This is a genomic window from Nostoc sp. (genome assembly GCF_036919495.1).
Taxonomy (GTDB): domain Bacteria; phylum Cyanobacteriota; class Cyanobacteriia; order Cyanobacteriales; family Nostocaceae; genus Nostoc.
Window position 1 is genome coordinate 61,828 of sequence record NZ_JBALBZ010000079.1, and the last position, 23,936, is coordinate 85,763.

Annotated in this window: 16 protein-coding genes and 1 pseudogene; 13 read left to right on the top strand and 4 right to left on the bottom strand. The window is 42.6% G+C overall.

Features of this window, described 5'->3' with window-relative positions; genetic code table 11:
* Positions 1-87 precede the first annotated feature (87 nt).
* On the top strand, positions 88-1,401 hold the full coding sequence (locus V7K25_RS10900) for a hypothetical protein (protein ID WP_335157729.1): 1,314 nt from the start codon (positions 88-90) through the stop codon (positions 1,399-1,401).
* A 345-nt stretch (positions 1,402-1,746) separates the two neighbouring features.
* Entirely contained in the window at positions 1,747-2,871 is a 1,125-nt protein-coding gene (locus V7K25_RS10905; protein ID WP_335157731.1) for a metallophosphoesterase family protein, read from the top strand.
* A gap of 153 nt (positions 2,872-3,024) precedes the next feature.
* Here the strand turns inward: V7K25_RS10905 and V7K25_RS10910 are convergent, their stop codons facing one another.
* A complete protein-coding gene (locus V7K25_RS10910; RefSeq protein WP_335157733.1) occupies positions 3,025-3,456 on the bottom strand; it encodes a nucleoside deaminase in 432 nt (143 codons plus the stop codon).
* Between the two features lie 15 nt (positions 3,457-3,471).
* On the opposite strand from V7K25_RS10910, the gene V7K25_RS10915 reads away from it, so the two are divergent.
* Complete coding sequence (locus V7K25_RS10915; RefSeq protein ID WP_335157735.1) at positions 3,472-4,395, top strand: nucleoside hydrolase; 924 nt, start codon at positions 3,472-3,474, stop codon at positions 4,393-4,395.
* A gap of 70 nt (positions 4,396-4,465) precedes the next feature.
* Here the strand turns inward: V7K25_RS10915 and V7K25_RS10920 are convergent, their stop codons facing one another.
* Together V7K25_RS10920 and V7K25_RS10925 are read right to left on the bottom strand one after the other, a co-directional pair.
* Positions 4,466-4,690, bottom strand: a complete 225-nt coding sequence (locus V7K25_RS10920) for a hypothetical protein (protein ID WP_335157737.1) — start codon at positions 4,688-4,690, stop codon at positions 4,466-4,468.
* Positions 4,691-4,984: 294 nt separating this feature from the next.
* On the bottom strand, positions 4,985-5,539 hold the full coding sequence (locus V7K25_RS10925; RefSeq protein WP_335157739.1) for an NUDIX hydrolase: 555 nt from the start codon (positions 5,537-5,539) through the stop codon (positions 4,985-4,987).
* A 125-nt stretch (positions 5,540-5,664) separates the two neighbouring features.
* Between V7K25_RS10925 and V7K25_RS10930 the strand changes: the two genes are divergently transcribed.
* The 8 genes and pseudogenes from V7K25_RS10930 to V7K25_RS10965 all read left to right on the top strand — a co-directional run bounded on the left by V7K25_RS10930 (position 5,665) and on the right by V7K25_RS10965 (position 18,617).
* On the top strand, positions 5,665-6,717 hold the full coding sequence (locus V7K25_RS10930) for a dipeptide epimerase (protein ID WP_335157741.1): 1,053 nt from the start codon (positions 5,665-5,667) through the stop codon (positions 6,715-6,717).
* Complete coding sequence (locus V7K25_RS10935; RefSeq protein WP_335157743.1) at positions 6,701-7,747, top strand: DUF1611 domain-containing protein; 1,047 nt, start codon at positions 6,701-6,703, stop codon at positions 7,745-7,747. The genes V7K25_RS10930 and V7K25_RS10935 overlap by 17 nt, the downstream gene beginning before the upstream one ends.
* A gap of 270 nt (positions 7,748-8,017) precedes the next feature.
* Positions 8,018-8,188, top strand: coding sequence for a photosystem II assembly protein Psb34 (gene psb34, locus V7K25_RS10940; protein WP_335157745.1), 171 nt, complete (start codon positions 8,018-8,020; stop codon positions 8,186-8,188).
* Positions 8,189-8,434: 246 nt separating this feature from the next.
* Positions 8,435-8,773 (top strand): annotated as a pseudogene (locus V7K25_RS10945) (M48 family metalloprotease); the annotation flags it as partial.
* 80 nt (positions 8,774-8,853) lie between these two features.
* Positions 8,854-9,648: a COP23 domain-containing protein gene (locus V7K25_RS10950; protein WP_335157747.1), complete on the top strand. Its 795-nt coding sequence runs from the start codon at positions 8,854-8,856 to the stop codon at positions 9,646-9,648.
* Between the two features lie 464 nt (positions 9,649-10,112).
* Complete coding sequence (locus V7K25_RS10955; RefSeq protein ID WP_335157749.1) at positions 10,113-10,508, top strand: hypothetical protein; 396 nt, start codon at positions 10,113-10,115, stop codon at positions 10,506-10,508.
* 183 nt (positions 10,509-10,691) lie between these two features.
* On the top strand, positions 10,692-14,855 hold the full coding sequence (locus tag V7K25_RS10960; protein ID WP_335157751.1) for a phytase: 4,164 nt from the start codon (positions 10,692-10,694) through the stop codon (positions 14,853-14,855).
* Positions 14,856-15,524: 669 nt separating this feature from the next.
* Entirely contained in the window at positions 15,525-18,617 is a 3,093-nt protein-coding gene (locus tag V7K25_RS10965; protein ID WP_335157920.1) for an esterase-like activity of phytase family protein, read from the top strand.
* A gap of 42 nt (positions 18,618-18,659) precedes the next feature.
* Here the strand turns inward: V7K25_RS10965 and V7K25_RS10970 are convergent, their stop codons facing one another.
* Entirely contained in the window at positions 18,660-18,878 is a 219-nt protein-coding gene (locus tag V7K25_RS10970; protein ID WP_335157753.1) for a hypothetical protein, read from the bottom strand.
* A 175-nt stretch (positions 18,879-19,053) separates the two neighbouring features.
* On the opposite strand from V7K25_RS10970, the gene V7K25_RS10975 reads away from it, so the two are divergent.
* Positions 19,054-21,720 (top strand): alkaline phosphatase family protein, encoded by a 2,667-nt coding sequence (locus tag V7K25_RS10975; protein ID WP_335157755.1) that lies wholly within the window; start codon positions 19,054-19,056, stop codon positions 21,718-21,720.
* Positions 21,721-22,143: 423 nt separating this feature from the next.
* A complete protein-coding gene (locus tag V7K25_RS10980) occupies positions 22,144-23,751 on the top strand; it encodes a putative Ig domain-containing protein (protein ID WP_335157757.1) in 1,608 nt (535 codons plus the stop codon).
* Positions 23,752-23,936: the final 185 nt, after the last annotated feature.

A 23,936-nucleotide genomic window follows, 5' to 3' on the forward strand; every position in this document is an offset into this window, starting at 1 on the left:
GAAAAAATGCTTACATATTCGTAATAATATCAACATGAGTCTGGATATCAATTTTATACAACAGAAGAAAAAATTGGAGTAAGAGCAATGTCTACATTTACCGTCACTAATACTAACAACAGTGGTCTAGGTTCGCTACGGCAGGCAGTTCTAGATGCCAATGCCCTAACAGGAAAAGACATGATCAATTTTGGTGGACTGTTTACTGATGGGCTGGCTCATACTATCAGTCTAACTGGTAGTGGTCTGAGTATCACAGATGACCTGACCATTCAAGGTACAAATCCCAGCTTACTAACTATTAAGGATGATACTGCTGACCGTGTGTTTGACATCGGCAATAGTGTAACATCTGCAATCAATGGGCTGACTATTACCAATAGCTACAATGACAACTACAATGAAGCCGGAAGAGTCGGTGGCCTCTCAAATGATATAATCGAGAGGCTGAGAGGAGGCGGTGCCATCTCCATTGAAATTGGAGGCAGCCTCACACTGAACAAGAGCATCATCACTGGCAACACAGCAGACAATGGCGGCGGCATCAACAACTATGGCGGCAGCCTCACACTGAACAACAGCACCGTTACTGGCAACACAGCAGTGGATGGCGGCGGCATCAACAACGTTGACGGCACTATAACCGTGAATAACAGCAATATTAGTGGCAACACTGCGTCATACGGCGGCGGCATCAGCAGCAGCAGTAGCGACACTATAACCGTGAACAACAGCACCATTAGTGGCAACACTGCGTTATTTGGCGGCGGCATCGACAGCAGTGGTACTCTCATCAACACCAATGGTACTGTATTAGTATCGGTGAATAACAGCACTATTAGTGGCAACACTGCGTCATTTGGTGGCGGCATCGACAGCAGTAGCGAGACTATAACCGTGAGTAATAGCACCATTAGTGGCAACAGGTCATACGGCGGCGGCGGCATCAACAGCAGTAGCGATATTATAACCGTGAGTAACAGCACCATTAGTGGCAACACTGCGTTATACGGCGGCGGCATTATGCAGACCTCCAGCTTTGTAGGCACTTTTACGCTGATAAATAGCACCATTAATGGCAATCAGGCACACCTTGGCGGTGGCATCTACAATGAGGGCATCCTAACGGTGGGCAACAGCACTATCAAGCACAATAAAGCTTTCGGGATCGAACTTAGTTCTGGTAAAGAAGAGTCTGGCAAGGGTGGTGGCATTTACAACGATAACTCTAGCCATGCCACGACCACAGTAGACTACAGCACGATCGCTTGTAACTTTGACACACCCCAACAGAATTCAAATAAGGTTATCAAGTCTGATGATCTAGTAGGTAAATTCATCGCCAAACACTATGATAACCGAATTGGCAACCTCAGTGGCAGTACTTTTTCTTATTCTTAATAACTAATCCAAGATTGCTCGCTATGCTGAACAAGCGATAGGCAAGAAAAGCTATCTACTGCTCAACAAACAGAAAATTTGTTGAAGCGCCTTTTAGAAATATCGAGTCGAGAACCGGAATAACTGAGCGTTTGACTTCCGGGTTTTAGCAATCAAATTTCTGATAATTTTTGCAGATTAATAGTTATATTCAGCCTTAAAATTAATTGTCAGCATAGCGTGTAATCTCTGCTCAATGTATACAAATGTTAAGTAAATGCACTCCTGAGCAGCGAAACAAAGCAAGCGTTATACTTTTGGAAAAAGGCTTGTTTTAACCTCTGCTTTTAACATTTTCATAAATCAATGACTCTCAATTTTCGCTTTGCGGTAGTCAGTGACTTACACCTGGCACTTCCCCACACAATCTGGGATCATCCCAATCGATTTCACCTAGTAGAAGTCAGTATCTCGGCATTTAAAAGTGTACTAGAACATTTAACACAACTCGATTTAGATTTCTTGCTATTGCCAGGAGATTTAACCCAGCACGGCGAACCAGAAAACCACGCCTGGTTGCAACAATGTTTAGCCAAGCTACCTTTTCCCGTCTATGTTGTTCCTGGCAATCATGACGTTCCTGTGCTGTTAGCTGATCAGCAATCAATTGCTTTTGCGGATTTTCCCTACTATTACACGAAGTATGGCTATGAAGATCCACAACAGATGTACTATATTCGTCAGTTATTGCCTGGAGTTAAGCTGATTGGACTAAATTCTAACTCCTTTAATGACCAAGGTGAGCAAGTGGGGTGTTTGGATGCCAAACAGCTACAGTGGTTAGAAGAGGTGCTGGCGGCATCTGCTAATGAATTAGTTATTGTAATGGTGCATCATAATGTAGTGGAGCATTTACCCAATCAATCGAGCCATCCACTAGCAAATCGCTATATGTTGTCCAATTCAACAGAACTATTGCAGTTGCTAAGGCGCTACGGAGTCAAACTAGTATTTACGGGGCATTTGCACGTTCAAGATATTGCTTACTCAGATGGAGTATATGATATTACCACTGGCTCTTTAGTAAGCTATCCTCACCCTTATCGGGTGCTAGAGTTTCATCGGGATAACCAAGGTAAAGAATCGTTGCAAATTATATCTCATCGGGTTGAGTCAGTGCCTGATTTCCCCGACTTGCAACAGTCATCACGGCAGTGGATGGGCGATCGCTCTTTTCCCTTCCTGATCAAGCTACTAACTCACTCTCCATTAAATTTACCATTATCACAGGCAAAAGAATTAGCTCCTAGTTTGCGCGAGTTTTGGGCAACTATTGCCAATGGTGATGCAATATTAGATTACCCCCACTTTCCCCTAGAAGTGCGGCGTTACATTCAGTCCTATGGTGCATTAGCGCAGCCAAACCCCGGTATGGCTACTAATGCAACTCTGAGGCTGATTGATAATAACAGCACACTTTTGCTAGGTTAGGAGTGATGAGTGTCCGTGTGAAGGTAACTTTTTTGCCTGAGTTAAAAGCTTGGTGACTTTTTAGATAGCGATCGCTCCTACCATAATTATCCTATCAAAAGTCACCGAGACATCGGCAACTTTTGTACAGACGCGATTAATCGCGTCTCCTAACTAATTACCGATATCTTCGTTCCAAAGTTCGGAGTTAATTTCAATAAACTCACTCATCATTTGTTCACAATCATCAAGATTAAGATCAATTACTTCCACACCGTGAGATACCATAAATTCTTTAGCACCAGGAAAAGTTCTGGATTCTCCGACGATGACTTTCTTAATCCCAAATTGCACCACTGCCCCAGCGCAGAGGTAGCACGGCATTAAAGTTGAATAAAGTGTTGTACCTCTGTAGCTGCCAACTCTCCCAGCATTGCGGAGACAATCAATTTCCGCATGGGTGACAGGATCTGCGTCTTGCACACGTTTATTATGTCCTCTGCCGAGAATTTTCCCATCCTTGACGAGAACCGAACCAATGGGAATTCCACCTTCTTGTCTGCCTTGTTTTGCTTCTTGAATAGCAGCTTCCATAAACTCATCCATCTTAATTCTCCTTTTATGACAAAACAACTAGTATTAATGGATCACGATGGCGGCGTAGATGATTATTTAGCAACTATGTTGCTGTTGACGATGGATCATATTGAACTCCTTGGTGTTGTCGTCACTCCAGCAGATTGCTACATTCAACCAGCTGTTAGCGCCACACGTAAAATTATAGATTTGATGGGATTTTCTCATATCCCAGTAGCAGAAAGTACTGTGCGCGGTATCAATCCATTTCCTACTCTCTATCGCCGTGATTCGTTTATCGTTGACCATCTCCCCATTCTCAATCAAAGCGAAACCATCACTACGCCTTTGGTTGCCGAAACAGGTCAAGATTTCATGATACAGGTCTTGCGGGAGGCATCAAACCCCGTAACGTTGATGGTAACTGGCCCGTTGACCACGGTTGCAGTGGCTCTAGATAAAGCACCCGATATTGAAGCCAAGATTCACAAAATTGTGTGGATGGGGGGAGCATTAAATGTTGGTGGTAATGTGGAAAAAAGTCTGGAAGCGGGACAAGATGGTTCTGCCGAATGGAATGTTTATTGGGACGCAATTTCAGCAGCACGGGTATGGCAAACCCAAATTGAAATTATTATGTGTCCTTTGGATTTAACTAACAATGTCCCAGTCACATCGGAGTTAGTATACAAAATGGGACGACAACGCCACTATCCCATTTCTGATTTAGCCGGACAATGTTATGCACTAGTTATCCCCCAAGATTATTATTTCTGGGATGTCTTAGCAACAGCTTATCTGGGACATCCAGAATTTTATCAATTGCGCGAATGGGAAACAGAAATTATCACCACTGGTCTTAGTCAAGGGCGGACTAAAGTAGTTTCTGGTGGTCGAAAAATCTATGCAATGGATAAGGTAAATAAAGAGGCCTTTTATGCTTATATTTTGCAGCAATGGGCAAGATAAAAAACTAAAAAATTAGGTTAGGTGGCGTGCATACTCAAACTTGTGCCTGCACAACAAAATCTTCAACTTGTCAGATTCGCTCCCAATCAATGTCAGCAACCCACAACTTCTCCTCTTCGGAGAACTGCACCACTCCATCAACTTCAAAATCCTCGCTATATATAGTGAGTAACTGCCCATCTCGTAGCTCAATACTTTGATTCGCCAAGTCTTCGATTGTACCAATACAGTTCAAACGCAAACGCCCTTCAGCATCAGCATTATGAAAATCTGCAAAAACTCTAGGAGTAATCATTCTAGGTGATCCAAACTATAACTACTACTTTGCTGGATTAGGAACAGTAGGTGTAAGAAAGTATGAGCAACTAGTTATAGACTATCTTGTAGATCATGAAGAAATAGATAATCGTATTGCTCGACAAGTGACTGGGATCGAATCAGGTACAGTAATGAAAAATATTTTTTATAGGTTGCGGAACAAAGGACTTATAAAAATTGTGCCAGGGAAATCGCGTATCAATGCCAAATGGTGCAAAGTTTAAACCTGTCTCAAGCATTATTATTGTTAAAGCCAAAAAAGCTATATTGATTATTGAGAATTGATAAACTTTAAACCTAAGAAGAGAGCCGCTATAGTTCCTGCAACAGAAATCTCTCCTTGAATAATTTTATCTAAAACTGATTCTACAGGAATTGATACAACTTCAATCTCTTCTGTAATATCCAGTTGCTGCTCTCCAACTTTGCTCACATTCTCTGCTAAAAATAAATGTATTTGATTCGTATCTTTGCTCGGCTTATCGTATAAAATTCCAATTTTTCTAAATTCTTGGGGAATATAACCAGTTTCTTCTGTAAGTTCTCTGATTGCCGCTACTTCTGCACTTTCTTTTGTGGGGTCAAAACTCCCTGCTGGTAGTTCTAAGAAAAATTCACCTACGGCATGTCTGTATTGCCGGACAAAAATTATCTCTTTCTTACTAGTAATAGGTAAAACCATCGCAACGTCAGGCTTAATGCTGACAAAATAATCATCTATAATTTTACCATTGGGTAATTCTATTTCATCTTGCCTCACCTGACACCAAGGATGATCTAAAACCATTTTTGAGTTTAAAATCTTCCATTTTTTTAAGTCGTTCATAAATAAAAGTAATGTATAAAACCTTTAGTCATTAAGCAATGAATGTAAAAAAGTATAACAGATACATCTAAGAATCTAAACTTTGAACTTACACTGGCTTTCATAACATAAGATGTATAACAAATATGCAAATAAATATAAATTTATTTACAGTCAACAAAAGGTTTCCGTTGACTATTAGTCGAGGTACAACGGCACAGACAACTAATGTATGGGTGAGAATTTCACAAGATCGCATCGAAGGCTGGGGGGAGGCATCACCATTTGGCGTGGGTAATCATCGACAATCAACTGATGCAATCAAAGACGCCCTACAGCAAATTGTGCCGCTATTGCAAGCATTCAGCCCCTTACAGCGACAGGAAATTGAGCAAGTTTTAACACAAAACCAGGTTCCTTCTGCTGCAAGAGCGGCGTTAGATATGGCAATGCACGATTGGTTGGGTAAGCGCGTAGGATTACCCTTATGGCAAATTTGGGGACTCGATCGCAACACAATAGTACCGACTTCTGTCACAATTGGGATTAATTCGCCTGAAGGAGCTAGGGCGAGAGCGCGAGACTGGTTACAATTTACTGATGTCCGCCTTTTCAAGGTGAAGCTAGGTAGTCCAGATGGCATAGATGCAGATAAAAAAATGCTCTTAGCAGTGCGAGAAGAAGCACCATTACTAGAATTTTTCGTTGATGCTAATGGTGGTTGGAGCTTGGAGGATGCGATCGCAATGTGCAATTGGCTAGCTAATTTAGGTATAAAATATGTAGAACAGCCATTGCCACGGGGGCAGGAAAAATATTTAGCAAAACTCAAAGAACACTCTCCCCTGCCCATCTTTGTCGATGAAAGTTGCTTCACAAGCTCCGATATTCCTCATTTAGCAAACTACGTGGATGGTATTAATATCAAACTGATGAAATCAGGGGGACTAACCGAAGCAATGCGAATGGTACATACAGCGCGAGCATATCGGTTGCAAGTAATGTTCGGTTGTTATTCTGACAGTTCGCTAGCTAATACAGCAGCATTACAACTAGCGCCACTAGCTGATTATCTAGATTTAGACAGTCACCTGAATTTAATCGATGATCCCTTTACGGGTGCATTGCTAAAAGAAGGAAAAGTTTTGCCAAACGATTTACCAGGTTTGGGGGTACAACACAGTGCGTCTATCACTTAATCAACGAGTAGCTATCTTGCTACATGAAGGAATTACTGGGCATCACGGCAAAACAGGGCTAGCAATTTTACGTTATAGTGAAGCCCCAATCGTAGCTGTAATCGATCGCCAGTGTACTGGCAAATCCCTATCAGAATTAACAAATATCAAGCGTGATGTGCCAATAGTAGCATCGGTAGCCGCAGCCCTTGAATACAAGCCAGAAGTCTTGGTAATTGGCATTGCTCCAGGAGGTGGTGCTGTACCAGATGATTACTGGGTGGAAATCAAAAGCGCTCTAGAAGCTGGAATGTCGCTGGTAAATGGTTTACATACACCAATGGCGAACATACCAGAGTTAAATGCACTGTTAAAACCAGGGCAAGTAATTTGGGATGTACGCAAAGAGCCACCTAATATAAGTGTTGCTAGTGGAATGGCACGTACCCTTTCCTGTCGGCGGGTGTTGACAGTGGGAACCGACATGGCGATCGGTAAAATGTCAACTAGTCTAGAGTTACATTGGGCATCAAAACAGCGAGGTTGGCGTTCTAAATTCCTCGCCACCGGTCAAACTGGAGTGATGTTAGAAGGGGACGGCGTAGCTTTAGATGCCGTGCGCGTAGACTTTGCCGCCGGTGCTGTGGAACAGATAGTTATGCGCTATGGCAAAAACCACGACATTTTGCACATTGAAGGACAAGGTTCACTGCTACACCCTGGTTCAACGGCAACCTTACCCCTAATCCGTGGTTCGCAACCAACCCAACTGCTGTTAGCACATCGTGCGGGACAAGTTCATGTACGTAATCATCCCCATGTACTAATTCCACCTTTACCAGAAGTGATTCGGCTTTATGAAACTGTTGCTAGTGCTGGTGGTGCTTTTGGAAGTGTTCCTGTAGTTGGTATAGCTCTTAACACAGCCCATTTAGATCAGTCTGCGGCAGAGGATGTGATCGCTCAAACAATAGCAGAAACTGGGCTACCTTGCACAGATGTAGTCCGCTTTGATGCTAATGTGCTTTTGGATGCGGTGATGAAGAATTAGATGTAGATTTTACTTCATCCAAAAATGATTGCAATATTACAAGCGCTAAATGCGATTACTAGTAGAGACACGAAATCGTTACGCTAACGCGTCTCTACTCTTTTGCTTTGTATGGTGCTTTCGGCGGCTGGAGCAGTTTCGCCTAAATCTCTGATGCCTGATAAGCAAATTTTATTAAAACCATCAGACTTTTTTTGTCAAGTCCTCTTGACGTTTTGTAACAATATTGTTAAATTTAGTTACATAAACAAACAAAAAAGAAAAAAAACTATGTATACCACAGTAAATGAAGACGGCATTATCAATAACTACGCAGCTGAACCCAAGATGTACTACGCCCAGTACCCGGCAATTTGGGAACAACGTAAATATGTTTTACAGGCTCTTTTTGCAACTTTAATTGTCACAACTATAGTTTTGATTGGTTTTAGTGTTAGCTAAGATTTTTTAGATTTCGGTATCGCTATATCTCATCGTCATTCGTACCTCTCTCTCTTACCTCGGTTAGTTTCGCCGGGGTTTTTTGTTTTTTAATTCTGTGCGTTGGCTTTAACCGCCGTAGGCATCGCATCCAAGACAGCGACGTTGTAAAATAACTGCGATCGCCGATAAAATAAAGACAAATCAATAAAAAGGGGTGTTTATGACAACCCAACTCGGTGAACCTAAATCTTCAACAGAACTGCTCTGGGCGGCACTATCGGTCAACTCTTTGCACTTAGTTACAGCCGCGACATGGAACGTCAGGCAGATAATCTCGGCACACGCCTAATTGTTGCCACTGGCTACGCTGCTGATAGTTTACGTAACTTAATGGTGACGCTAGAAAAACAGCAAAAAAATGCTCTTCCTAGTTGGTTATCTTCGTACCCAGGCGGTAAAGAGCGAGTTAGTTATTTAGAAAACCTCATTACCCGTAATAGCTACAACCGTTACGCCTATGAAGGAGTGGGGCGTCATCTAGAAATTCAAGCACGGGTGAAAAAGCTACTCGCAGAGAAAAAAGCAAGAGAGGAAAAAAAATAGCGTTTTTGTGAATCAAAACAGAGAATTATTCGTCACTAAAATTATCAGTTCCCTACCTATTTCTGCTGGAGGATGAATTTATGCCATCACAACTGCTTCGATTGATATCTTTGGGTAGTCTTGGCTTATCTTTGTGTCTGGGCAATTCCGTAGCAATGGCGCAATATAATTCTACTGGCGATGGCGTTGTCGTACCAACAGTACCATCAGGTGGGTCATCAGTACCAACAGACACATCAACACCAATAGACACGTCAACAGGTATACCAACTTCACCCTCAGCTGACGGTACAACTCGGTTTACCTGTCAGACTTACAATGGTCAGTATACAGTTATGTATCAGCCACAAAGTCAACCAGGGCAATACTTTGCTTGGGCTGCACCTGCGGCTTTGGGCGGTGGTTGGGACGCACAAAGACGTTGTACAGCAATTGCCAGTCGCTTAGAACAGTATCGTCCAGATGGCTTACAAGAACTCCAGACAGCAACAGAAAATAACGAAAATATTGTCTGCGTCACAACAGAAGCTAACCCAACCTGTAGAATTGTGCTGACAGTACCGCGTGGGAAAGACCCCTATGTTATCCGCAATAGTATTTTCCAGAACTTGACTACTGCTGACAGTGGACAACAAACTATAGCTGTTAACACCTATGGCGATCGCAGTAGTGGAGGCAATGAATTATATAATTTAGGACGCACACTTCTAGGCGGTGGCAATAGTCGGGTTAGTTCATCTAGAAGTAGGATTAATCTAAAACCTTTCCTCGATCGCAAAGATGGCGGTACTGGAAATAATTTGCGGAGTGGAGTAGCAATTCGTCGTCAGTCACAGCCTAACTCTGTTCGCTTAAATCCTGGTAATTTTCGATAGACAGTAGTACTTTTTAATACAAAATTACTTTCAAATAAAAATATCCAACTACTTATTGTGGGGCGGGCATCTTGTCCGCCTTTTTTATAGGCAGGCGAGATACCATAGCAAATATTTGTTGTTTTAACCTTTTGCTAGCGGTTTCTTAATGTTACCGAGATAGTTTGAGGTTGCTGAATATGGATTAATACTACTAAAATATGTAATTTTTTTGACTATATAGTAGTCAATTTTTGGATGAATTAAGTTTTTGCATCCATCCTTTTGTGATTATGGGATGCGATCGCCCCACTAATTATCGTGGTTGTGGTGGGCATAGCGATCGCTTTTGAACTGTTACAAAAGACAACTTTGGATAAATCCCAAGGCCAATGCCTTTGGCTAAAGTAGCGATACTCAACAGATATTCCGAAGTGAATTAAGCCTTTTGGGCATCATCATTAATTTATCAAGGAGTCTTAGATATGGCATTTAATTCTGGCAACATTGCATTTGTAAGTATCAATACTGGGGGTAGACCCGACGATTGGGTAGCTTTTGTTCCCCGATTACTGTATCGGTGTTCTAGCAATGGAAACACTAGAAGTCTAACTGAACTGGATATCACTTCTGGAACAGTTTTTTATGCCAGTTCCGGTAATGGTGACTATGCCGATATTGCCAGCTTTAAGAACAAGGACAAGATTGAACTCAAGGGAGTTGCTAGCAATTACTCACTAGCGTCTATATCAGGCGTGTCTAGTAAAAAGTCTGCTGTCGGCATTTTTACCAACAACAGAATAGAGTTAATTGCTGTTGTTGAGGATGGGTTAAAGCTAAAGACAAATTTGGCAACCGATACTGGCTTTGTATTTGTTTAATGCAGATTCAAGCGATGTTTAACGACAAGCCACTGCATGTTTACGCTTTTAAGGAAACTTCAAAGCGATCGCGTCAAAATTTTACCTAATGCATAGATGTCTAATGCCTAAGCGCAGGGTGATTTTCTATCCTCCTTGCTCTCTTGCCTCTTGTTCAATGTCTGGAATCTATCTCAGTAATTTATGATAACTACAAGCACAGTTCGCTTTTCTCAGTTCAATGCTTCTTTGAATCGCAACGCAACAGGTCAGCTAGTAACCGATCTGTCTACGCCTGACAATGCTCAAGCAAAAGCTGTTGCGGAAATTATCCAGCGTAACAACCCGGATGTACTGCTGATCAATGAATTTGACTACTCCCAGCAAGCAGTTCAGTTATTCAAGCAAAATTACCTTGCAGTCAGCCAGAATGGTGCAACTCCTGTTGATTACCCTTATTTTTACATTGCTCCTTCCAACACGGGTATTGCCTCTGGTTTTGACTTGAATAACAACGGTGCGGCAGTTACAACCCCAGGCGAACCGGGATATGGCGATGATGCCTTTGGATTCGGTAATTTTCCTGGTCAATATGGAATGTTGCTTTTATCCAAATATCCCATCGACATTGCCAACGTCCGCACCTTCCAAAACTTTCTCTGGAAGGATATGCCCAATGCTTTGCTTCCCGATGATCCTACAACATCACAGCCAAATGATTGGTATTCTCAGGACGAACTGAAAGTTTTACGTCTCTCCTCCAAGAGTCATTGGGATGTACCAATTAAGGTAAACGGCGAGACAATTCATGTCCTCGCCAGCCACCCCACACCCCCAACCTTTGATGGCCCGGAAGACCGCAATGGTAAGCGCAACCACGATGAAATCCGCTTTTGGGCAGACTATATTACTCCTGGTAAAGGCAATTACATCTACGATGATGAGGGAAAAACAGGCGGTATTGCTGCTGGGTCAAGCTTTGTGATTGTGGGCGATCAAAATGCAGATCCGTTGGATGGTGATAGTTTTGACAACGCTATTCGCCAACTGTTGCAAAATCCCAATATCAATACTAATGTCATCCCTACCAGTCTGGGTGGCTCCCAACAAGCAGACTTACAAAGTGGTGCAAACACTAGCCAAAAAGGGAATCCTAGTTTTGATACCGCAGACTTTGCTGATACGACTCCCGGAAACCTGCGGACTGACTACGTGCTACCCTCCACTGACTTGACAATTGTTAACTCAGGAGTATTTTGGCCACTAAATACCGACCCAACATTTCCCCTGGTAGGTACTTTTCCTTTCCCCAGTTCTGACCATCGCTTAGTATTTAAAGATGTGCAAACTGGGCCAACTGAACCAGGTAAAACCATTCCCCGTCTAGGATTTCAGAGGCAATCTACTTTCGTTACTGGTTTTATTCCGACTGGCGCGGCGGGAACTGTGAATGGGGTACAGACTCCAGTGGGTGGATTATCTGGTGTCACCTACGATGCTGTTAACAACCGCTACTACTCTATTTCAGACGATCGCTCTCAAGTTGCCCCTGCTCGTTTTTATACCTTCACTGCTGGCGATTCTGGAGTGAATTTTACGAATGTTACACCACTGAAAGATAGCAATGGTAACTTCTTTGCACTCAATAGCCTTGACCCAGAAGGCATTGCTTTAACTAACAATGGTAATGTTTTCATCTCTTCAGAGGGCGAAGTCAATCCTACTGCTGGTCGTGTTACCAATCCCTTTATTAAGGAATTTTCCCTTACAACAGGGCAAGAAGTAGGATCTTTACTTATTCCCACCAAATTCTTACCAGTAGTTGAAGATACCAACAACAACGGTATTATCGATGCAGGTGATACGCAGATATCAGGCGTTTACAATAATTTGGCATTTGAAAGCCTCACTATCACGCCCGACCAGAAAACCTTATTCACGGACACTGAAAACGCGCTCTCTCAAGATGGATTAAAGGCTTCACTCACCAGTGGCAGCCCTTCTCGAATTCTGCAATACAATCTGGTTAGTGGACAACCAGAAAAAGAATACCTCTACATCACCGATGCTATCGCTCAAGCGCCGAACCCTAGCACAGGTTCCAGTAACAATGGTTTGACAGATTTACTAGCGATCGATAACCGGGGAACCTTACTGGCGTTAGAACGTTCCTTTGCCGAAGGTGTAGGCAATACCATTAAAATCTACGAAGTTTCTTTGCAAGGTGCAACTGACATTAGTTTTTTCGATTCTCTCAATAATTTGAGTGCTGAACAACTAGCTACTATCAAACCCGCTCAAAAACGTCTGCTGTTGAATTTAAATGACTTAAACTTGCCTAACGGTACAGATAACATTGAGGGTATTACCTTTGGGCCAAAACTAGCAGATGGTAGCCAGTCGATTGTGCTGGTAAGTGATAATAACTTCAGCCAAAGTCAATTTACCCAAATTCTCACTTTGGATGCAGACTTAGTTCCTACTGCTGCACCCACAGTAGAAACTCGTCCCAATTTATTTGATGATGAAGATCCAGCGCTACCTGCTGTAGATCAGAATGCTGATGCTGATGATCCTGCCATCTATGTTAATGCCACAAACTCTGCTGATAGCTTAGTATTAACCTCAGTGAAAAATGCTGGACTGCGGGTTTATGACTTATCTGGTAATTTGTTGCAAACAGTTAATCCGGGTGGCATTCGCTACAACAATATTGACTTGCAATACGGTTTCAAATTAGGCAATCAATCTGTTGATATTGCCGTAGCTAGCGATCGCAACAACGACAAACTAGCAATCTTTAAAATTAACCCCAACCCCACCACTCCCGGTCAATATCTGGAAAATATCACCGATAGCAATATTAGTACTATCTTCCAAGCATCACCTTTTGAACCTCCCTATTCCGCATCAACTCGCAGTTCTTACGGTGTTACCTTATACCGTAGCCCTGTAACTAATGATTACTATGTCTTTACCAGTCGCCGCCAAACTGGAGACATAGCTCAGTTCAAATTGATTGATAAAGGTAATGGCCAAATTGGCGCAGAACTGGTGCGGGAGTTCACCATCCCCTCGCCCACCACAGCAGGGCGTTCTCCCCAAACAGAGGGTATGGTGGTTGACCAACAAACCGGCTTTCTCTACATAGCCCAAGAAGATGTGGGCATCTGGAAATTCCAGGCAGAACCAAACGGTGGCACAACAGGTAAGCTGATCGATCGCGTTCGTTTTGAGGGTGGTTCTCACCTCACCGACGACGCAGAAGGGTTGACCATCTACTACGGCAAAAACGGCACAGGCTACCTGCTAGCATCCAGCCAAGGTGATAGCACCTTTGTTGCCTACACTCGTGAAGGTAACAACGAATACGTGGGTAACTTTGCCATTGGTAACAATGGGTCAATTGACAGCGTGCAAGAGTCAGATGGGGCTGATGTGATTAACGTCCCACTGGGGCCTAACTTCCCATTTGGTTTATTTGTCACCCAAGACGGCTCCAATGAACCTGCTAAGACTATCGATGGCGAAAATGTCAACTCTAACTTTAAGCTAGTGCCTTGGGAAAATATCGCCAATGCCTTCTCCGATTCTCTAAATATTGACACCACTAGTTACGATCCCCGTAATCCTGTTGCCCAAATACCTACTTTCCCCAATGGTTTTGGTTCTAGCAACAGCGATACTGTCAATCTTGAGCCAGGACAATTCTTTAGTGCCGGTGACGGAGCAGACTTTGTAGAGGGTACTAAAAATAACACAATCTTGGCTGGAAGCGGTGATGACACAGTGCTTGCAGGAAGTGACTCTTCAGTTTTCGGGAATGACGGTAACGATCGCATATTTATTGGTCAAAATGGCCCGGCTCAAAATACCAGTGCTGATGGTGGCAATGGTGATGATACCCTCACAGTAATTGAAGGTTCTCGTCAATCATTATTCGGTGGCTCAGGTAACGACACCCTCACGAGTAATGGTAGCAATAACCGTCTTTACGGCGGTTCTGGAGATGACAAACTCTTCTCTAATGTCAATGACTCCCTGTTTGGTGGAGATGGTGATGATGTGCTATTTGCTGGTCAACAGGGCGGTAATCGCCTCAGTGGTGGTGATGGTGCCGATCAATTCTGGATTGCCAATGGTAGTCTGCCAATTAGCAAGAACATTGTGGCTGATTTTGCGATCGCTATTGACAAAATCGGGCTTGGCGGTGTTGGCGTAACTCAATTTAGTGAGCTAACACTGTCGCAACAATGTAGTGGCACTTTGGTGAAAATCGGAAATACCGAGTTGGTTTCATTGCTAGGAATTATTTCAACGAGTCTGACTGCAAATGATTTCGTTTTTTCTGCTAGCGTTGTCGCTTAGTTTGTTTGCTAGCGTCATTCCAATCCTAAATTATTCCTGAACAATGAGATACCCGTCTTCTTTAAGAAAGCGGGTATCTAAGCATTTCATTAGCTGTAAATATTTTCACAAATGATATAAACACTGACGATAAAATTGATGCGATCGCTAGCAGAATCAAGCTGCAAAAAGTCAAATTTTATCTTTTGATAATTGTCAACACATTAAGTTACATTTAAAATATAAATATGTTGACTTTTGATTTTTGACTTCCCCGTTCGCGCAGCGTCCCGTGGGGAAGGGGCTGACTTTATCATCTCAAAATCTTATCAGTATAAGTTTTAATAAGTATTCTTTTTCATGTAAATACTTAATCATTTCTTCTATGTAATTTTATCTTATCTTAATCTTCTCCTGGAAAACTATTCTCTAAATCTCAGATTCTAGACTCATTACTCACTAACACAAATTAGTAGTTGACTAAACAGATCGCAGTTTGCAATTGCGGACGTAATTGAATAATTGATTAATTTAGGGTGCAAGTCCCAAAATTATATTTTTTGTAATTCTGAAATTTACCAGTAATACCGTTTTCTAGCCTGAGTTCATGATTTATTTTTCCCACAATTAATGAGAGAACTTCAATAGCCTGTAATGCAGTTAAATCCAAATACCCCACCAACATTTTAAATTATGGCAATTGAGTTAGTCGGCTTTGCTTCTTTACCTGCTGATACCTTTAGTGATGGGCCAGCTTCTGGTGCAGACGTTTCAGCTAATGGCAGAACGGGGCCTTTCCCAGGACAGCCAATACAAGGCTTTAGCGGTGTCCAATTTGCTAACAGTGACTCTTTGTACTTTTTATCAGATAATGGTTACGGTAGCAAAGATAATAGTGCAGATTTTCTACTGCGAATCAATCGTGTAGATCCAAATTTTAAAGGGACAGAAAATGGAGACGGCAGCGTTAAAGTTTTAGACTACATCCAACTGTCTGACCCTAACAAAAAAGTTCCTTTCCAAATTGTAAATGAAGGAACTACTGGAAGATTATTAACTGGTGCAGACTTTGATGTAGAGTCATTCGTATTTGATAAAGACGGGACAATCTGGGTGGGAGACGAGTTTGGCCCTTACCTGCTGCATTTTGATGCCAGTGGTAAGTTATTAGAAGCTCCCATCGCTACACCTGACCGATTCAAAACTTTAGATGGAGAAGCACCTAAAGTTATTGGTCATAGAGGTGCAAGTGGCTATCGTCCAGAGCATACCTTAGAGTCTTATAAGCAAGCAATTGCACGAGGCGCTGACTTTATTGAGCCTGATTTGGTAGTTACAAAAGATGGTGTGCTAATTGCTCGCCATGAGCCAGCTTTAGCAGTTTTGAACGCTGATGGTACTGTTAATTTCAACAACACAACCACAGATGTTTACAAGCATCCAGAGTTTGCCGATCGCAAAAAAACGGTAAGTTTAGATGGAAACACAATTACAGGTTGGTTTGCTGAAGACTTCACCTTAGCTGAAATCAAGACTTTACGCGCCGAAGAACGTCTACCTTTCCGAGATCACTCCTTTGACGATCAATTTGAAATTCCTACCTTCACGGAAATCATCGATTTAGTTAAGCAAGTAGAAGCCGATACAGGTAAAAAGATTGGCATTTATCCTGAAACTAAGCACCCGACTTATTTTGCCAAAGAAGCTACTTATGTAGGAACCACGAACAAAATCAACAGAAACATCAGTCAGTTATTAATCGATACGCTGAAGGCAAATAACTTTACTAACCCCAGTCGCATTTTCATCCAGTCCTTTGAAGTGAGTAACCTTAAAGAACTGCACGATCGCATTATGCCAGCGGCAGGGGTGGATATTCCACTTATCCAACTTTTAGATGCCAGTGACATTGACATCAACGGCAAAATAATCGAGAGTCAGCCTTATGATTTGAAAGTCAATGGTGACACTCGCACTTATGGCGACTTGCGAACACCAGAAGGTTTGGCTGAAGTTGCCACTTATGCCGATGGCATTGGCCCTTGGAAGCGGATGATTGTTAGCGTTAAAGGTACTGATGCTAATGGCGATGGCAAAGCCGATGATGTCAATGGCGATGGAGTAGTCAATGATGCTGATAAAACAACATTACCTCCCTCTACCTTAGTTCAAGATGCTCACAATGCCGGGTTGCAGGTTCATCCTTACACCTTCCGGGCGGAAGATCAATACTTAGCAGCAGATTATAAGGGCAAGCTAGCACTAGAAATTCAGCAGTTCTATCAATTAGGGGTAGATGCACTCTTCTCAGATTTCCCAGATATCGCCGATGGAGTACGGGATCAACTCAGAGACGATCCTAAGTATAATGTAGTGCGATCGCCACAAAACCCCGACGTTCTCTCAGGAGATGCTTTTGCTAATTTAGCTAGTTCCAAAGGTTTTGAAGGTGGAGCAATCAACGCCAGCAAAACCAAACTCTATATGCTGCTAGAGGGTACGGTTCAAGGCGATACTCCTGGTGCTTTGCGAATTAACGAATTTGATTTAGCTAGCCACAAATACAGCGACCAATTACGCTACTACAGATTGGATAATCCGTCAAATTCCATCGGTGATTTAGCAGTAATTAATGATAATGAGTACCTAGTTATTGAACGGGATAACAATCAAGGGGCTGCGGCTAAATTTAAAAGGATTTACAAAATAGACTTGTCTAAGACAGATTCTAATGGCTATGTAGCTAAAGAAGAAGTTGTAGATTTGTTAAATATCAAAGACCCCAACGACCTGAATGGGGACGGTAAAACCACCTTCGACTTCCCATTCCAAACCATTGAAAATGTTTTAGTTGTTGACAAAAACACCATTTTGGTAGCTAATGACAACAATTACCCCTTCTCTACAGGTCGTCCTGGAAATGATCCTAAAAATCCAGTCATAGACAACAATGAAATTATTCTGTTGAAGCTGGATAATCCCCTCAATCTTGCTCCTGGTTTAGGTCAACCTCAATCTGAACAAATTAAGTTTGGCTCCACTACCAGCGATGATATTACTGTTCAACCAAATCAAACCTTATTTACAGGTGACGGAGCAGATTTTGTAGAGGGTAATAAAGATAACACAATCGTGACTGGAAGCGGTGATGACACGGTGGTGATTGGTAGTAACTCCTCAGTGTCCACGGGGGACGGTAACGATCAAGTCTTTATTGGCACAAATGGCCCTGCTAGCAATACTACTGCTGATAGTGGTGCTGGTAATGACAAAGTTACCGTAGTTGAAGCCAATAGTGGTAATCATTTGTTTGGGGCAGCAGGTAATGATACTTTGACAGTAGTTGAAGGAACTCGTCAACTGTCCTTCGGTGGCTCAGGTAACGACACCCTCAAGAGCCAAGGTAGCAATAACCGCCTCTACGGTGGTTCTGGGGATGACAAACTCTTCTCTAATGTCAATGATTCCTTATTTGGTGGCGATGGTGATGATGTGCTATTTGCTGGTCAACAGGGCGGTAATCGCCTTAGTGGCGGTGCTGGTGCTGACCAATTTTGGATTGCTAACGCCAGTCTGCCAACTAGCAAGAACATTGTGACTGATTTTGCGGAAGGCATTGATAAAATTGGGCTGGGCGGTATTAACTTCAGTAATCTCAGGCTATTGCAACAGGGTGCTGACACTATCGTGAAAATCGGAAATACAGAGTTGGCTTCATTGGTAGGAATTGCATCAACGAGCCTCACAATAAATGATTTCGTTTTTTCTGCTAGTGTCATTTAGCCCAAACATGATTACAGCTTAGATTCAACATTCATTTATTAATTAAGCTGTAGCGATTTTGCTAATGCAAGAAAGTGATATAGCAATCATATTTGATTTGCTCTCCACCGAAAGGAGCAGATCCCCGACTTCTTGAAGAAGTCGGGGATCTTTTTGTTCGTAAAGAGCCTTCTGCTTTTTGTCCGAAATCTTAACTTGTTTATAACCTTTCTTAAACATTGAACAACTATGTTTTGAAAAAGTCACCAGAGTTATATTCATTTGATTTTCTCCACTAATTTATGTGGATACCAAGCATTTTGTCGCCAAGTACTACCCAGGTTTCTCTAGCAAAGAATTTTTCGTTTCGGTTGAGTGTAATTAATTGCTCAGTCTACAGACATAGAATTGCTGCCATTAATCAATTGTAGCTCACAATACTTAAGGACTAACTGACATGGCTAATACAAACGGCAACGGTAGAAATGTCATTATTTTTGTTGCTGATGGATTGCGTAACGGTTCTGTAAACCCCATTGATACCCCAACTTTATATAGCATCCGTCAGCAGGGAGTAACTTTCGCCAATAGTCATTCTCTGTTTCCGACATTTACCACGCCCAATGCTTCTGCGATCGCAACAGGGCATTATCTTGGTGATACAGGTGACTTTAGCAACACTATTTACACTGGTTTTCCTAGTCCTAATGCCAATGGTAGCGTCACGCCATTCATTGAAAATGATGCAGTTCTGGGGGATATTGACGAAAAGTTTCCTGGTAACAACTTTTTAGATGAAGAGTCACTCTTAGCTTATGCGCGATCGCAGGGTTTCAACACAGCAGCAGTTGGTAAACTAGGGCCAGTTGCCATCCAAGATGTTACCCAAGTTAACCGAGAAGGTGGTACTACAGGTACTATTCCTACTCCCGATACAATTATTATTGATGACACTACAAATGGTGCAACACCTCCCCCTACAGCCGCCGGTTCACCTTCTGGTGTTCCACTCGATCCAGATATTGTCAACCGCTTACAAGCGGCTGGTCTGGATGTAAAACCCACACCACGAGTCCAGCCAGCCGGTAATAATACGACTCCTGGCACTCTGAATGCCAATGTAGCTCAACAACAATATTTTGCAGATGCCACTACCAAAGTAATTTTACCCAAGTTTCAGGAAGACGGTAAACCATTCGCATTGGTTTACTGGTCAAGAGATCCTGATGGTAGTCAACACAATCAGGGTGATAGCTTAAACACTTTGACACCAGGTATCAATGGGCCTACTTCAAAAGCTGGGGTTAAGAATGCTGATAATAATTTAAAGCAGCTTCTTGACTATCTCAAAAGCACAGGCTTGGACAAGACTACTGATGTCATTGTTACTTCCGATCACGGTTTTTCTACCATTAGCAAACAAGCTATTGATAGCCAAGGCACAAAAACTACAAGTTATGCTGCCACCCAAACTTATGAAGGCGTAAATCCGGGATTTCTACCAGCAGGTTTTGTGGCGATTGATTTGGCTCACGATCTAGGTCTACCCTTATACGATCCTAACCCTACAACCCTTCCCCCAAACCTCAACCAGATCCAGTATGCAACTGTTGATGCCACAAAAGGTCAACGTCCTATTTCTGGGAATGGTGTAATTGGTGGTAAAGGTCAGGTAATTAATGGCCAACTTGACCCAGGTACAAAGATAGTTGTAGCTGCCAATGGTGGATCTGACTTGATTTATCTGCCCAATGGCAATGCTAACTTTGCTAAACAGGTCGTGGATTTGCTTTCACAAAAAGACTACATCAGTGGTATTTTTGTAGATGATGCCTATGGAGACATCCCAGGTGCTTTACCACTGAGTGCGATCGGGCTAAAAGGTGATGCTAAAACACCAGTTCCCTCTTTAGTTATCAACTTCAAAACCTTTAGCACTGACCCAAGCAACCCAAACAACCCTCAAGCTCAAGTAGAAATTGCTGATACAACTTTGCAGCAAGGGCAGGGGATGCATGGCAGCTTTGGTCGAGGTGATACTTTCAATAACATGGAGGCTATTGGCCCTGACTTTAAACAAGGCTATGTGGACTATGCGCCCGTTAGTAATGCTGATGTAACGCCTACACTTGCTCGTATTTTGGGGTTAGATATTCCCAGTAATGGCGATTTGAAAGGTCGTGCCATTACAGAAGCATTAGTGGGAGGCCCGAATGCAGTTCTCTCCACTAAACAAGTCTTGACTTCGGAAGAAACTACTAATGGTCAAGCAACAACTCTAGATTATCAAAGTGTAGGTAATACTCAGTACTTTACAGCCGCAGGGTTTGATGGTCGCACTGTTGGATTGACAACACTAGACCTTCAATTTGATTCTACCAGTAGTGATGATGTCGCCCTCAAGCCAAATCAAACCTTATTCACAGGTGATGGAGCAGACTTTGTAGAGGGTAATAAAGGTAACACAATTTTCACTGGAAAAGGTAATGACACGGTGGTGGTCGGCAGTAGCTCCTCGGTGTTTACAGGGGACGGTAACGATCAAGTCTTGATTGGCGCAAATAGTCCTGCTAACAACACTAGTGCTGATGGTGGTGCTGGTAATGATGAAATTACCGTAGTTGAAGCCAATGGTAGTAATAATTTGTTTGGGGCAGCAGGTAATGATACGTTGACAGTAGTTGAAGGAACTCGTCAACTGTCCTTCGGTGGTTCAGGTAATGACACCCTCAAGAGTCAAGGTAGCAATAACCGTCTCTACGGTGGTTCTGGGGATGACAAACTCTTCTCCAATGTAAATGATTCTCTGTTTGGTGGTGATGGTGATGATGTGCTATTTGCAGGTCTTGGAGGCGGTAATCGCTTGAGTGGTGGTGCTGGTGCTGACCAGTTTTGGATTGCTAACGCCAGTCTGCCAGCTAGCAAAAACATTGTGACTGATTTTGCGGAAGGCATTGATAAAATCGGGCTGGGCGGTATTAGCCTCAGTAATCTCAGGCTATTGCAACAGGGTGCTGATACTATCGTGAAAATCGGAAATACAGAGTTGGTTTCATTGCAGGGAATTGCATCAACTAGCCTCACTGTAAATGATTTCGTTTTCTCTGCTAGCATCGTGGCTTAGGAACGCGGATTTAATAAAGTACAAAACCTCACCCTCAATCCCTCTCCGAACTTACAAAGAGGCAAGCCGGAGGCAGGGCAATACGGTTCGGATAAGACTCGATCCCCCCAACCCCCCTTAAAAAGGCTTGCTAAAAATGGCTCTATTTCCCCCTTTTTAAGGGGGATCTTTAAGACCTATGCACCTTAACTGAACCGTATTGGGAGGCAGGGTGAGGTTTTATATTTAAGTGGTTCAATTGTCGCTTCCGTTGTAGCGTTGATCTGCGGTAGTGTAACAGTGATAAGATATCCGGCACGGACTGAAGAGGGCATTTTGAGTTGTCGTAGTGAGAGAAAATAACTCTACTACTTCAGCCTGATTTTTTCATCCTCTTCTTTTGGCGAAGATATTCATAAATAGTAAGTATTAATCAGTAAGATTATGACAGCACCAGACTTGTCCAAGCCGATCGCAGACCAACAAGCCACCCAAGGTATTTTCTTCACCTTCACTGTACCACCTAACACCTTCACGGATGTGGATGCTGGAGATATCCTCACCTACACTGCAACTCTTTCCAACAATACTCCTCTGCCGAATGGGTTGAAGTTCAATGCTGCTACCCAGACTTTCACTGGTACTCCTGAGAATCGGGATGTAGGTAGTGTAAACATCAAAGTTACCGCTCAGGATATTGCTGGAGAACAAGTCAGTGATGTGTTTAAAATCACGGTTAATAATGTCAATGATCCTCCAGTGGTGGCAAATGAAATCCCTGACCAACAAGCCACCCAAGGTAATTTCTTCAGCTTCACTGTACCAGATGACACCTTCAACGATCCAGATGTCGGAGATACCCTCACCTATACTGCAACTCTTTCTGACAATACCCCTCTGCCGAATGGGTTGAAGTTCGATGCTGCTACCAGGACTTTCAGTGGTACTCCCGAAAATCGGGACATAGGTAGTGTAAACATCAAAGTTACCGCTCAGGATGTTGCTGGAGAAAAAGCCGATGATGTGTTTACAATTGCGATCGCTGACGGCACTCCTCTACTAACAAAAATTACAGACGATATCTTTGGTGTCAAGACTAAGCTGAACATTAAAACTGATAAAGCAAGACTCTCAGTCAAGACTAAAACCAACACCTCCAAAGAGGTGAATGAACTGAGTGTATTTACCGTTGACGATGAACAAGGTAGGATTAACGGCATAGCCCCAGGTGCAGAAGGCTATACGCAAGCGGCTCTTTTGCGCTCCAAGGTGATTTTCTCTACCCTTGCTAATCTGCCGAATGGTTTTAATCCTGCCGACCTAACAAACATCCTAGAATTTGACTCTGATACCAAACTCAGATTTTATCTGGTATCTAACACTACTACTCAGGATATACTATCTGGAAAAAGCTCTTTCTCAAGCGTTACTTTTTCCTCACCTACAAATAACAACACAGAAGAAGGGTTTTCTCTCAACTTCCCGAATTTGGTTGTGACGATTCAGCCAACAGATCAAGAAGTAACTTTAGGTACAGGTCTGCAAGATCAGTATCAAGGGGAACTGATTGATTTACGGGGTGTGGCACAATCGGTAACAGCTAACTTTGCAGTCAACAGAGAAGCTTCTTACAACAACTTTGTGGGCTTTTATCAGGTGGCCGATCAGAATGGTGGCATTGACACTAATGGCGATGGCAAAGCAGATATTCTCGTTGGACAGGCTGGTTACGCCCAAGCCGCCGTGCGTGGGCGTGTTTCAGGCATTGACTTGACAGTGAATAACCAAGGGACAGCAAATTCCACTGGGACTTTCGGGGCTGATTCTCTGTTTGCACCATTTATTATTGTTGATGGTACTCCCGATGCGATTCTCAATAGCAATGCCAATAAGGATGTTTACTTCGCATTCTTGGGTGCTAACTCAGACAAGACAGATCACATTCGGATGTTAGGGAACAACACCTTTGGCTTTGAGGATTTGGCAAATGGTGGTGACAAAGATTACAACGATATAATTGTACAGGTAAAACTAAGTGTGAATCCTGCATAATATCAAACGCAGGTAATTACTTAGTATCGTAAAACAACCCCATCCCGGTTGTGAGATAGGGTTGTTTTATGCATGAAGATTAGATAGACTCGATATTAATTAAATCAGTAAATTTACCGAAGGCAGTTATTGTCTTTGGTTCCTAAATTTAATAGTTAATACCTATAATGTGACAAAAAATCTTC

Coding starts and splice junctions, on each gene's coding strand:
- V7K25_RS10900 (WP_335157729.1), top strand. CDS start 88: ATGTCTACATTTACCGTCACTAATACTAACAACAGTGGTCTAGGTTCG.
- V7K25_RS10905 (WP_335157731.1), top strand. CDS start 1,747: ATGACTCTCAATTTTCGCTTTGCGGTAGTCAGTGACTTACACCTGGCA.
- V7K25_RS10910 (WP_335157733.1), bottom strand. CDS start 3,456: ATGGATGAGTTTATGGAAGCTGCTATTCAAGAAGCAAAACAAGGCAGA.
- V7K25_RS10915 (WP_335157735.1), top strand. CDS start 3,472: ATGACAAAACAACTAGTATTAATGGATCACGATGGCGGCGTAGATGAT.
- V7K25_RS10920 (WP_335157737.1), bottom strand. CDS start 4,690: ATGATTACTCCTAGAGTTTTTGCAGATTTTCATAATGCTGATGCTGAA.
- V7K25_RS10925 (WP_335157739.1), bottom strand. CDS start 5,539: ATGAACGACTTAAAAAAATGGAAGATTTTAAACTCAAAAATGGTTTTA.
- V7K25_RS10930 (WP_335157741.1), top strand. CDS start 5,665: ATGCAAATAAATATAAATTTATTTACAGTCAACAAAAGGTTTCCGTTG.
- psb34 (WP_335157745.1), top strand. CDS start 8,018: ATGTATACCACAGTAAATGAAGACGGCATTATCAATAACTACGCAGCT.
- V7K25_RS10950 (WP_335157747.1), top strand. CDS start 8,854: ATGCCATCACAACTGCTTCGATTGATATCTTTGGGTAGTCTTGGCTTA.
- V7K25_RS10955 (WP_335157749.1), top strand. CDS start 10,113: ATGGCATTTAATTCTGGCAACATTGCATTTGTAAGTATCAATACTGGG.
- V7K25_RS10960 (WP_335157751.1), top strand. CDS start 10,692: ATGATAACTACAAGCACAGTTCGCTTTTCTCAGTTCAATGCTTCTTTG.
- V7K25_RS10970 (WP_335157753.1), bottom strand. CDS start 18,878: ATGAATATAACTCTGGTGACTTTTTCAAAACATAGTTGTTCAATGTTT.
- V7K25_RS10975 (WP_335157755.1), top strand. CDS start 19,054: ATGGCTAATACAAACGGCAACGGTAGAAATGTCATTATTTTTGTTGCT.
- V7K25_RS10980 (WP_335157757.1), top strand. CDS start 22,144: ATGACAGCACCAGACTTGTCCAAGCCGATCGCAGACCAACAAGCCACC.